Consider the following 12,288-nt stretch of genomic DNA (forward strand, 5'->3'; position numbering starts at 1 on the left):
AGTAAAATGACAGGGAATCTGTTTCGTGTGCTGTTCATCGTGGTGATGATTGCCGTTATCGTGAGTGTAGATTTACTGTTCTTAAGACATCACTTCACAGCGCGGCTCATTGTAAACATCGGTATAGTCGTGGTGTTTGTCATCATCTATTTCATTTCTTTTAAGAAATCGTAAGTAAAGCGAGGCAGCACCCAACCGAGACTTCACGATCACGTCGGCGTCGACGTTAGGGTTGGCTGTTCCACATTTGGGGACTAATCTCGAAAGCCAGAGTTTGCAATCAAACACAGAACAGGTATATCTGTGTGACTGTTTGTTGTTACCGAAATGGGAAACGAAAGGAGAGGGGTGGGTCAAGTAATCTGTTTTCAGTAACGAATATGAACATCAAACTTCGAAGAACGGCTTTTTCCTTCTGAACTGGGGCGTTATCACATTCGAATAAAAGCAAAGGGAGTGAGTTGGTGCCGATAGCTAATGTGAACAATATTAATGTTTATTATGAAATACATGGCGACGGTGATCCCTTATGTCTAATACCTGGACTTAATAATGATGTAAGGGACTATAAAAAAATAGTTACTTTACTTTCGAAAAGCTTCAAGGTTATTGTCCTTGATAATCGTGGTTCTGGGAGAACTGAAAAACCCGATGATCCATATTCGATTTCGATTATGTCACAAGATGTCGTAGAACTCTTACGTTATCTTGGTATCGACAAAGCTCATATTGTGGGCATTTCCTTAGGAGGACGTATTGCGACAGAGTTGGTGCTCGAACACCAAGACATGGTAAATACATTAATTTTGGTTTCAACCTACGTTTCTAGAATCGAGCGAAACTTACAAAGTCGTCGATTGGATATTATCATAAAACTATTATCAATTTGGAAACAAAATGACGGTGTTCTTCGACAACGTGAAGCAGCAAGAGGCTACGATGCAACCCACAGACTGCACGAAATTAAAGTCTCTACCCTTATTATACATGGGAAGAAAGATACATTTACTCCTTATAAATTTGCTGAAGACATGCACGCTAAAATTCGGAACTCAAGGTTGATAACATTCAATAGCGGACACATGTTCTTTTTTTTCAGACCGGAGCAACTCTTCAATGCCATAACAAATTTTTTGTTAAAATCGTAATACCATGCACATATCGGGCTAAACGGGAAATTTGTTCGATTTACCGTCTTTTCATCAACACGGGTATCTTTTGGTCAAATATCCACATTATGATTTAACATAGCCATAGAGTTAGGGAAGAATAGAAAGCTGTCCTAGAATTGTTGGTCTCAAACCACCGGGTCCTCCTTTACGGACTGCTTAATGTGCTGAAGGGCACGATGAGTATTTGTTCGGACCTTTGCTTGTGAGCAATCCAGAAGTTCTGCAGCTTTCGCTACAGATAAATCTTGTATCATTCGCAATTCAATGACTCGTCTTTGTGATTCTGGTAAAACACTCAGGAGATCCTCAATTTCGATTAAGGAATGAATTGAAGAGTGGGAGTAACTGTGCGAAACATGCTCTAACAGCCTTTGCTCTTTCCTTCTTTTTCGTCCTGTATCAATGATGTAATTTCGTGCAATGTGCGAAATCCAAGTTTTTACGTGGGAATCCCCTCTAAAATTGCCCGACTTTTGGAGTATACGTAAAAACACTTCTTGCACAATGTCTTCTGATTCTGTGTGGTTACGTGTGGACATGAAGGCCAGGCGATATACGTAAGAAGAGTACTGAATATATAGGTCCTCGGCACTCGTCACATGATTGGCTATTGGTGTCATGTCATCATCAACCTCCCCTACCTGCGGACTGCGCCTGCACTGGATTCCTAGAATGAGCCTGTTGTGTAAAATACCCTCTAGGTAGAACTGCTCAAAGGAACGCAATTCCCTTCTCTTGTCTACCTAGAGGGTCGTGGTTCATTGAATTGTCATTCGCGAATTAGCCTGCATTTACGATCCTCGATGCACATCCCCCGAGGGTAGGGAGAACATCCTGCAACTAGCTTACCGCCTGCTCTAGGAGACGCTTCGCGTCATCAGGCTGACCGAGGTTCCGATAGGAACCGGCAAGTTACAGGTGTGCAAACTTGGCCCATAAAACATCTGGGGTGATCTCCAAGGCACGTTCACTTGCCAACCACGAGTATTTGGCCAGTCACCGCGTTCATGGTCACCACGTAGGTCCAGGGAACCGTGTTCGGGGGCGTGTTGATCTTGAAAGCCCATATGTCGGTATTCGGGGCCGCACCCTTGTAAAACCCCGGATAGAACTTGTAGCCGGTGAGATCGAGACCATACTTCCGGTTGAGCGCGCTAGCCGCGTCCTCCGCCGCTTTTTGGACGGACAGGTCTTGTGATCCGGGTGTCTGAGAATCGTTCATCAGGTTCATCAGCGTGTAACCCCTGTCGGTCGACGCGGGAGCGGACGACTGCGCCTGTGATGAGGCCGCACTGGCACCATTGGCGGTACTGTGGTGAATGGCTTGAGAAGCTTGAACCGAATTTCCACCGTGTGCTGTTGCCGCAAACGCGATGCCCGTTCCCAACGTGGAGAGCAGAACACCACCAATGACGAGACCGCCAGCTGCTTTCTTACCTGTGTCCATAATGGACAAAATCCGGTTCTTCATGTTTTCTTTACCTCCGTATAAGTTCGTTGATAGTGCTGTTACCAGCTGTGAGTGAGATTTCGCAACTCTGATAATCGTTTCGCTATAGCGCTGGCGCGTGTCCACGTCCTTGTCCCGCACAACCTCAGCATCACAGGATGTTTCGCATAGCGCATCAATCGCCCTCGCCATCAGATAAGCAATCGGATTGAACCAATGTATAGCGGTCGCAATCAGCAAGATGCACTTGTACCACAAGTCTTTCCGCCTATAGTGAACAAGCTCGTGCTTGAGAATAAGGCGAAGCTCGCCATTCTCTAAGTTCACCTTGGGCAGCACGATCCGAGGAGTTACGAAGCCAATCATCATCGGGCTTCCGACACTTGCGCACAGATAAAGACGAATCCGCTTGGATATTCCCATTTCTGTTTTCAAGTCGTCGAACACGGTTAATGCCTGTTTGTCGGTGATATCCTCGCTCCATCGCTTTACCATCTTCATAAAGCGATAATGTTTTATGACTTGATAGGCAAGGAAAGCAATTACCCCAACCAACCAAACCGCCACTGCGATTTGCCACCAAGAGAAGAGCGGTGGAAGTGTGGCATTTTTAACAGGCGCATGTATCGCCACAGGCAATCCATTACCTATCTGGACATACGGAGCCCCCGCAGCCCCACCCATCATATCTATCTTGACAATGGCATTATTGAATTGCGGCCGGAACGGGATGACCAACCCAATGACAACGATCAGCCATGCGTAATAGAGCCATTTCACCGAATAACGTTGGACCAATAGCGGCGTGACGGCCATGTATATGAGCGCAAGCATGGACATGGAAACAGAGCAAGTCAGCAATGTAATCATAAAACTTTGCATACTAATCCCTCTGTTCTTTCGCCCGCTGTATTACCTCGCGCAATTCATCAATATCCTTCTCAGTTAACGCGTTGTCGGAATATAAAGTATTGACAAGGTTAAGGAATGAATTGCCGTGGAATTGCCTCATAAAGTTTCCAGTTTCAAACTTCAGATATTCCTCTTTTGTGACAAGCGGATAATATACACGCTCCTTTCCGTTTTTTTGGGTGCGCAAAAACCCGCGTTCAACAAGTCGGAGCAAGAGAGAAATCGCGGTAGGGGCTTTCCATCCTCTTTCATTCCCAAGCTGCTCCATAACCGTGTTTGAAGATACGGGTGGTTCACTCGCCCAAACGACTTTCATGATGTCAAACTCCGCGTCCGGCAGTTTTTTCATCACGCTCATGCAAACACCTCTTTCTTTTATCCTTAGACAATTGCCTATAAAAACATTAGACGCCTGCCTAAAATGATTGTCAAGGGTTAATCAAGATATTTTAGACAATTGCCGAATATCTTTCGCATCTTTCCACAAAGTTATACTGTTAACGAAGAACTCCATCATCGGAACGTGTTATGGAACGGGCAGTTATCATCAAAAACGCCACATGTAGAACTTTGACGCAGGCTCCACCAACAAAGTGACGGCGTTCCCCTCTTACAAAGTATGGTGACCATTGGATCATCCAAAATTAAAATTGTAACGCCAAATCGTGTTGCTTCGTCTATACAAATGCAAGCAACACAAGGAGGTTTATCATGAGGTTTATCATGAACAAGGATCTTGCTTTAATACCTATTACAGGACTGGTGCTGTTAACTGTGGCTGGCTGCGCCACGACCCCACGTGGAAATGGTGCTAACAATGCAAGCAACAATACAGTTACTGACACCAAGTTAGACGTTGTGAAAGTGTTTGACAAGGCGTTACATATATCCCCCGATAACTCTGGAGCCAATCCATATAATGACGTGCCAAACGCAGATTGGGGTTATGTTCATGCGGCTGTAGAAAAGGGGTATTTTACTGCCGATACGTCAACCCATTTTGGCTCAGGGGATGGCATGCATTTGAAAGATGTAGACTATGCCTATCAGCTTTATGTAGGGATTCCAGACAGTCATATCGCGTGGAACGCAGGAGGCAGCACAGTTGGCTTTGCAAACGCGGTAGGACTGAATACTGGTCTTCCAACCGTCATATCTCAGAACAACATAAGTGCATTATCCACAAACCTTTCGCATTTGTACCAAGGTTACTACAACGATAAGAACGGTGTATATCATGTCGTGTACCAGCCTTCCGATGAATATAGCTTATTCGTACCAAACGGAAAGCCACTGCTTCCACAAACAACTATAGCAAGCGAGTTGGCAAACGATATTCAACTTGCAGACGATACAACACTCACCATTCGAGGAAATACTGCAACTGTTCATGTGGATGGACTTTCGAATCATAGTAAACAGGAAATCGCCGCAGGATTTGATGGAAAAACTGAGTACAGCATAAATGGTGGACCGTGGCACCAAACCTCGAATCTGATCGGTTCGGCTTACGACTCACATTCACCAAGTGCCGGTGGGGATGCGACGAGTGGAGCGGCGGCTGATACACCGCATTCCGTTGTGCTCAAAGGCTCGAACCAATTCAGCCTCACGATCTACAGTTGGATAGAGAAACAGGATATTGGATTTACGCACGGAGATCTCAGCTTCTCAAATTCCAAAATTACCTCTGTCCAATATCACTAAATGCCAGAAGAATGCAACAAGCGATTCCTTGACGTGAGTTAATCCACAAACCATGTTGAACACGCGAGGACGAATGAACTATTAGCGAAATTTCAACGCTTGCGCACTGGGATTCACCCAGCCGTAAAACAAATGCTGAATGAGGCGCATCAAGCTGCAAAATACTTGAATCACAATCGCTCACCAGAAGACATTCTGAATGAGCTGTTTCGAGATGACCGCGATGAATCGGGGGATTGATTTCTTTGTTACCGTTTAGTAATCTTCCTCCATTCGAAGGATACATCCAAAAAAGGTGCACCTCAATCAATTGTTTTTTATATGGCCGGAACACGCGAGAATGTTTGGAGCGAAATCAAGAAATACATACGTTAAAGCAAAGGTACATTCACACAAAACATAGGAACCAAGTGACCTTTTCATAGGAACTCCTTTACTAGGCTTTCCACTCAAGAGAATCCTCCGAATTGCCCCCGAGGGGCGAATTGACAAGAGGGTGGAGAGCGTCGATGGAGAATTACTTATGTAGAAAGGAGTTGGAACAGTGTCTGACCAGGAAGACAAAGAAGTGTTGGCGCCAGAGGTCATGCAAGAAGTCATGGGCGAGTTTATGGAGGAGACGGTCTCCAATATGCTTGCCAACGCTATGAAGCGCAGTGTGAAAGATCTGACCGACGAGAGCCGAGTGGAGAACGTCGCCATCTATGTGGACTACGACAATGTCTATTGGACATTGATGAACCGGTATAATCACGATCCCGACCACGTGGACCCAAACAAGAACCTATTTGAGCAATTGTGGAAGCGATATCCGCGCGACAAGGTGCGCGCATTCCGCGTGTACGCCGATTTTGAGAAGGTTCCCACCAACCTAACCAGCCTGCAGCGCAAGCGCGTCCAGATCCGCCATGTCTACTCCAATGATCGCGGTGGGGATGATCGGAAAAACGCTTCTGATATCGAAATGTGCATCGATGCGATTGAATCCACGCACAACGACCCGAATATCGGATGTTATGTGTTTGTGACCGCGGACGGTGACATCGTTCCGATTTTGTCGCGGATGATGTACAAAAACAAGCGCGTGGAACTGTTGTATCTCTCCGCCGCTGCGCCAAAAGCGATTGATATCACCAGCTATGCGCATGATTCGGCAGATTTGCTCGATTTGCTGGGTATCGAGGAGAAGTCGTACGACTTGACGCACTATGCGCCCAAAGCATTGAAGATGATTTCGGATTGGCATGCGAATTTTGCGAGCAATCGTTCCAAATGGCTGGGTGGCGGTTGGCTCAAAGAGCAGATCCAAACCAATTTGGCCTTGCCGGGAGATCAGGCGAGCCAGTTGATCGAATTGCTGGAAGTCAACAAATATGTGGAGCAGGAAAGCCGGGAAACCGATTCTGGCATCAAGCGAAGTTACAAGTTGACGATGAAAGGGACCGGTTTGGTGGACACTGGGAAAAAAGAAGCCGCTTCTTCGGAAAAATAAGCTTGACTTGTCACGTATAAGGGATTAAATTGCACATATAGTATTACAACTTAGTAACATATTCGCTTTGAACTTATCCGCTCTGTCACATACGCTTCATATCCGCTTAGAGACCAGTTGGACTTGCCAACTGGTCTTTGTGTTTCACTGGGCACTCCTTCACCCATGAAAATCATGCAGCTCCTTGGTGCGCGCCACACGCGATGCTTCGATTGATTGGTATTTTCATGCTTCTGCTGGTGTGGATATATCGCGCATGGCGATCTATATATCAACGCGTACGGTTAACGCACGCGAATTTGGTATTGTTGCATCCAAGCGTTTGTCTCGTAGAGATAGTGGAACAATTGCGCAGTGCCCATGATTTGTCCGAACCACGGCCGATGTTCCATTGGCTGCTCGCTCATTTTGGCAAGTGAGCGGATGGCGTTGGCATCGACAAACGGCAAAATCGGCGCGTTTGCATCATCCAATAGTTCAAGTGCCTTCGTCCGCACCAAGGCCAGATAATCTGGATTCGGCGTCGAGGGATATGGGCTTTTTTTGCGTTCTATGGCGTCATCCGGCAAGTATCCGCGCATGGCTTCACGCAGAATCCCCTTCGTTTGATTGCCGGTCGTCTTCATCGCCCAAGGAATGTTAAACACGTATTCCACTAGGCGGTGATCGCAAAACGGCACGCGGACTTCCAACCCGGAGCCCATGCTCATCCGATCTTTTCTATCCAACAGTGTCGGCAAAAAGCGAGTGATGCTCAGATAGCCAATTTCGCGAATGCGCGCATCGCGGGAGTCTTCGCCGCGGAGTCTGGGCACTTCGCCCAGGGCTTCCTGGTAGCGCGTTTGCACATATTCGCGCGGTTTGATGAGCTGGCACAGTTCATCGGACATGATGTTGACGCGCTCGTGCAGGCGCAACGACCATGGGAATGTGTCTGCCTGGAGCGATTCTTCCCGATGGAACCAGGGGTAACCGCCAAACACTTCATCGGCTGATTCACCAGAGAGCGCTACGGTAACGTCCTGTTTGACGCGCTGGCAGAACAGATACAACGATGTGTCGATATCCGCCATGCCTGGCAAGTCGCGTGTGCCGAGCGGATGGAGAAGATGCTCGCCTAGGTCGGGTGTGTCAAAGATGACGCGGTGATGCACGCTGCCGATAAATGCTGAGATGCGCTGCGCCCATGGGCCGTCAAGACTCTTTTGGAACGCGTTTGCCTTGAAGTGTTTCTCCATGTCCTTAAATTCAATGGCATAGGTGTGCAGGGCATCGCGGCCTTGCGCGCGGAAGTACTTGGCGGCAATGGCCGAAACCACACTGGAATCCAGACCACCCGACAAAAAAGTGGCGATGGGCACGTCGGAAATCAGTTGGCGTTCGACAATGTCAATCAGCAACTCCCGCACAGTTTGAATGGTTTTCTCTAGGGAATCCTCGTGTTCATAGCTCTGCAGTTGCCAGTAAGGCCGTGTGACAATTCGCTCAGGTGTGCCCACCAGAATGTGGCCTGCGCGCACTTCTTCAACATTGTCAAACACGCCTAGACCGGGCGTGCGGGCTGGACCGATGGCAAAAACTTCAGCCAACCCCTGCTGTGACACCACAGGTTCCACTTGTGGGTGTGCAAGCAGGGCCTTCAGTTCAGAGCCGAAGACGATGCCACGTCCCACGCGACTGTAGAACAGGGGTTTGACGCCCAGTCTGTCGCGCCCCATGAACAACCGTTGGTTGGCTTCGTCCCAGATGGCAAACGCAAAAATGCCATTGAGTTTGTGCACGCATTGTTCGCCCCAGGCAACATAGGCGACAAGCAGCACCTCCGTGTCCGAGTAGGCGTTAAAGTGAAAGCCGAGCTGGAGCAACTCCTTGCGAATATCTTCTGTATTGTATAGCTCACCGTTGTACACGATGGTGTACTGTTTATCGCCGAAGGTCCGTGTCATGGGTTGTACGCCACCGTCGGGATCTACGACAATCAACCGTCGATGTGCAAACAGTGCATGTGGATTCGACCAAAAGCCTGCAGTATCCGGTCCGCGCGAACAGAGTGTCTGGCCCATTTTTTGAACGGTGGATGCTTCACTGGTCAAATCGCGCGACCAGTCAACCCAACCTGCAATTCCGCACATGTATTACATCCTCCCTGCTTTCCGAAATCAACCGGTAGCTGTTGCTGCGCCGTTCGTGCTGCATCCAAGACTGTGATTAGCCGATCACGATGTCAGTGTGAGAACATCATGTATGGCCGGGCGCCCAAAACATATTCCATACTGTATGCGTGGGGGATTGTCTCTGTGCCCAGGGGAAAAAGCTGGCGATACGGGTGCGCGCGCCGGGCGCCAGAATGAAGGACACGGGGCCGGCATTCAGTTCTGTTTTGCATATGCATCTCATTCGCGGTTGTGAAAAGCGGAGCTTTCATAGTGGGTGATGTCGTGTAGTAGATCGTGCAAAAACTGACGTTGGCGTGCGTCGGCGCGCGCAGTAATTTCGGTGTACAGTTTGTTATCTGGCAGCGCTTTGAACAATTCGTGGCTGGGTCCACCGAGCATGTCGTTTGTATTGACTTCAAACAGCCAAACTTGCCCTTGGGCAGACAGTCCAAAATCAATGCCCACTTCTTCAAACGCGTGGTATGTGTCCAGCATGCGGCAGATGGCCAGACTGTGGCGCTGCAGTTTCTGTTTGACGTGCCGTCCTTTGTCTTTATCTTTGTACAGTTGTTTCAGCAAGTGTGGCAGTGGCAACACTTGCCCGTGTCCGGTTCCAATATTGGAGACGATGCTGTCTTCGCGTCCGACACGAGCCAACCAACCAGCGATGAGCCACGTATCCTTTGCGTCCCGCTGACACAGCACGCGTACATCGAATGGTTTGCCTGTCAACGTGGCCACAGGTGCGGTTTGTTGGACGATGGTTTCAGTCGGCGCATAAGCAGCATATAAGCGTTGCAAGAGTGTCATTTCGTCAGGGAACTGTTCATACCGTCCGTCCTGTTTCATCTGCCAGCCCATATTCCCTTTTTCAATTTTTGCGATGTGTTGTCCACCCCACGTGCCAAGGGGCTTTACATACCAACTCGCGCACTGTTGGAAATCGCTTGCTTGGATGTGCGCGAGCAATTTCGTCGCAGGCAGATGCAAGCCTTGAATGGCCGCGTGGGTCAACGCTAGGTGCATCTGCCATTTATCGAGATAGCGTCGGTCGGGATGAAGCTGTCCACGTGTCAACACGAACGCCCCCTTTCTGGGTTCGCCATAACTTATGCGCGTGGACACGCAAATGACCGTGAAAAGGTTGCTCTCATCGATGGTAACAAGACAGGCTTGCGCTGACACAGATGATAGGCTATGCTACCCAAACGTAAGGGAGTGAACTTGTGCAGGCGACGGACTGTGATCGGACGGATGAACATTGGATGCGCTTGGCGCTGGACGAGGCGCGCAAGGCGGCGGCGCGGGGCGAAGTTCCCATTGGGGCTGTAGTCGTGCGAAATGGGGAAGTCGTTGGGGCTGGTCACAATCTGCGCGAAACGTGGCGGGATCCTACCGCACACGCCGAACTGATTGCGCTGCAAGCAGCCAGTCGGCGGTTGGGTGCTTGGCGGTTGACAGACTGCGACATTTATGTCACACTGGAACCCTGTCCAATGTGCTCAGGCGCGATTATGCTGTCCCGCGTGCGTCGGCTGATTTTTGGTGCAACAGATGTGAAAGGCGGCGCTGTCATTTCCAAGATTCCATTGTTGGAACCAGGCAGATGGAATCACACGCCAGAGATTCACGCTGGTGTTTTGACTGATGAATGCGCGTATCTGTTGAAGGATTTTTTTCAAAACATGCGCAAACAACCAAAGCGATGACCATGGAGAGATGTCTGAGTGGTCGAAAGAGCTCGTCTCGAAAGCGAGTAGCTCTGCAAGGGGCTCGTGGGTTCGAATCCCACTCTCTCCGCCATCAAGTTGAGCAGATTTGCCAAGCGCAAAGTGTTTTCAAAGCGCGAACATATGTCCTCTCAAAATGGGAAAACTCTATATGACGATGTGATTTCTGATCAAGACCCAACTGGGTCCCATGCGGCGAAAACTTCCGAACCGTGTCAGATCCTGACGGAAGCAGCACTAAGGGAGAGCTTTCGGGCGACGTGGGAGCGCCTGGTTGGGTCTTGATCAGAGATCATGTCTGGCACACCGATGAGGTGTGCTTTTTTGCCTTTCAGCAAGGTAAATTCCTCGCAGTGCTCATAGGCGCTTCTAAAGGCCCATCAAGGTTGCTAAAATCCCTCCAAAATGCCTGTTATGTCGGAACTTGTCGAGATTCTAGAACTTTTGTCACCATGCAGGATTTCCATGGAAGTCTGCGAAAATATCCCTACTATAGACAAACCCGGGGGGACTGGTGATAGCCATGACGCGAATGCTTCGCAGAGAGACGCATAGTACCACCCTCACAGAATTGTTTCCGGATACACAGCTGTTAAATGCAGCGATTTTCTATGTTTCCAAAGAAGACGAAGTCACATTGTTTAACGATCTCGCTGCAGATTTGCTTGGACAACCTAAAATTGTCGGACGCACTGTTCCACTTGCAAACATTTTCATGACCCACAGCGAAGAGTACCAGATGTTGCATCACGTTGTGGCGACTGAATGCGAGTATCGCGACGCGATTGTGAAATGGGAAATTGGCGGAACAGTGCGCCACGTTTTATTGGATACATTTACGCGCCAATCGGAAGATGGCCATATACAGGGTATGTACGTCGCGATGAAGGACCTGGGCAACTTCGCCATGCTGGAACAGCAGACGCAGCGGATCGAAAAAATGGAGACCATCGGCAAATTGGCCGCTGGGATTGCGCACGAGATCAGGAATCCATTGACGACCGTAAAAGGGTTTTTGCAGGTGCTAGAACACCGTCTTCAAGACGGGTTAATGGACGATGAAGTTCAATATGTGCAAGTGATGATGAGTGAAATTGAGCGTGTCAACGCGCTGGTGTCAGAGTTGCTCTTGTTGTCAAAACCGCACAAGGTCGCATGGACGACTTTCTCAATGCGCGATTTATTGGCCGAATTGCTGCCTTGGGTGCAATCGACGGCGCGGGATCACGGCGTTGATTTTGGCTTTGACATCGCGGATGATATTCAGATGCAAGCGGATCGGGACATGATTCGACAATTGTTGCTCCACCTCGTTCGCAACGCCATTGAGGCCATGGATGTTGGCGGGTGTGTGAACATCAGCGTGAAAGCGAGTGGGGAAGGCGTTGAGATTGAAATCACAGATACAGGTCCGGGGATTCCGTACTATCTCGTCGATAAAATCTTTGACGCCTTTTACACGACGAAAGATACAGGGACTGGCCTTGGGTTGGCCATTTGCCAGCGCATCGTGGCGGACCATGGTGGGCAAATCCGTGTTTCCTCCAAAGGATACGGAACGACATTTACCGTGAGCCTGCCGAATCTCAAGCAGGGTACTTCGGGCATGCTTGTCCAGGGTGCAGGTCACACGCTGTCTGTGCTTCCGCAGCGGTAACGTTCCTATGAC

The 12,288-nt window shown here is 48.9% G+C and carries 11 protein-coding genes, 1 tRNA gene and 1 other RNA gene; 8 read left to right on the top strand and 5 right to left on the bottom strand.

The genetic code is table 11. The features are described from left to right. Positions 1 to 6: 6 nt before the first annotated feature. Together ACFSB2_RS02400 and ACFSB2_RS02405 are read left to right on the top strand one after the other, a co-directional pair. On the top strand, positions 7 to 174 hold the full coding sequence (locus ACFSB2_RS02400) for a hypothetical protein (protein ID WP_377940999.1): 168 nt from the start codon (positions 7 to 9) through the stop codon (positions 172 to 174). Between the two features lie 290 nt (positions 175 to 464). Further along, complete coding sequence (locus ACFSB2_RS02405) at positions 465 to 1,148, top strand: alpha/beta fold hydrolase (RefSeq protein ID WP_377941000.1); 684 nt, start codon at positions 465 to 467, stop codon at positions 1,146 to 1,148. A 149-nt stretch (positions 1,149 to 1,297) separates the two neighbouring features. On the opposite strand, the gene ACFSB2_RS02410 is transcribed toward ACFSB2_RS02405, so the two are convergent. From ACFSB2_RS02410 to ACFSB2_RS02420, 3 genes are all read right to left on the bottom strand, one after another. Then, positions 1,298 to 1,792, bottom strand: coding sequence for an RNA polymerase sigma factor (locus tag ACFSB2_RS02410; RefSeq protein ID WP_377941002.1), 495 nt, complete (start codon positions 1,790 to 1,792; stop codon positions 1,298 to 1,300). Positions 1,793 to 2,139: 347 nt separating this feature from the next. Continuing rightward, a complete protein-coding gene (locus ACFSB2_RS02415) occupies positions 2,140 to 3,504 on the bottom strand; it encodes a M56 family metallopeptidase (RefSeq protein ID WP_377941003.1) in 1,365 nt (454 codons plus the stop codon). 1 nt (position 3,505) lies between these two features. Beyond that, entirely contained in the window at positions 3,506 to 3,892 is a 387-nt protein-coding gene (locus ACFSB2_RS02420; protein WP_377941005.1) for a BlaI/MecI/CopY family transcriptional regulator, read from the bottom strand. Between the two features lie 353 nt (positions 3,893 to 4,245). Between ACFSB2_RS02420 and ACFSB2_RS02425 the strand changes: the two genes are divergently transcribed. Beyond that, entirely contained in the window at positions 4,246 to 5,241 is a 996-nt protein-coding gene (locus tag ACFSB2_RS02425; protein WP_377941006.1) for a hypothetical protein, read from the top strand. Between the two features lie 544 nt (positions 5,242 to 5,785). Next, on the top strand, positions 5,786 to 6,733 hold the full coding sequence (locus ACFSB2_RS02430) for an NYN domain-containing protein (protein ID WP_377941008.1): 948 nt from the start codon (positions 5,786 to 5,788) through the stop codon (positions 6,731 to 6,733). Positions 6,734 to 7,017: 284 nt separating this feature from the next. On the opposite strand, the gene asnB is transcribed toward ACFSB2_RS02430, so the two are convergent. Then, positions 7,018 to 8,865 (bottom strand): asparagine synthase (glutamine-hydrolyzing), encoded by a 1,848-nt coding sequence (asnB, locus tag ACFSB2_RS02435; RefSeq protein ID WP_377941009.1) that lies wholly within the window; start codon positions 8,863 to 8,865, stop codon positions 7,018 to 7,020. Between the two features lie 261 nt (positions 8,866 to 9,126). After that, positions 9,127 to 9,966, bottom strand: coding sequence for a YheC/YheD family protein (locus ACFSB2_RS02440; RefSeq protein ID WP_377941010.1), 840 nt, complete (start codon positions 9,964 to 9,966; stop codon positions 9,127 to 9,129). 149 nt (positions 9,967 to 10,115) lie between these two features. On the opposite strand from ACFSB2_RS02440, the gene tadA reads away from it, so the two are divergent. The 4 genes from tadA (at position 10,116) to ACFSB2_RS02460 (ending at position 12,276) form a co-directional block, all read left to right on the top strand. Next, positions 10,116 to 10,598, top strand: coding sequence for a tRNA adenosine(34) deaminase TadA (gene tadA, locus ACFSB2_RS02445; RefSeq protein WP_377941011.1), 483 nt, complete (start codon positions 10,116 to 10,118; stop codon positions 10,596 to 10,598). A gap of 4 nt (positions 10,599 to 10,602) precedes the next feature. Next, positions 10,603 to 10,692: transfer RNA gene (locus ACFSB2_RS02450), tRNA-Ser, on the top strand. A gap of 20 nt (positions 10,693 to 10,712) precedes the next feature. After that, positions 10,713 to 10,941: signal recognition particle sRNA large type (ffs, locus tag ACFSB2_RS02455), an RNA gene on the top strand. A gap of 201 nt (positions 10,942 to 11,142) precedes the next feature. Beyond that, positions 11,143 to 12,276: a two-component system sensor histidine kinase NtrB gene (locus ACFSB2_RS02460; protein ID WP_377941012.1), complete on the top strand. Its 1,134-nt coding sequence runs from the start codon at positions 11,143 to 11,145 to the stop codon at positions 12,274 to 12,276. The last annotated feature ends 12 nt before the right edge of the window (positions 12,277 to 12,288 follow it).

Source organism: Alicyclobacillus fodiniaquatilis (assembly GCF_042678105.1).
Lineage (GTDB): Bacteria > Bacillota > Bacilli > Alicyclobacillales > Alicyclobacillaceae > Alicyclobacillus > Alicyclobacillus fodiniaquatilis.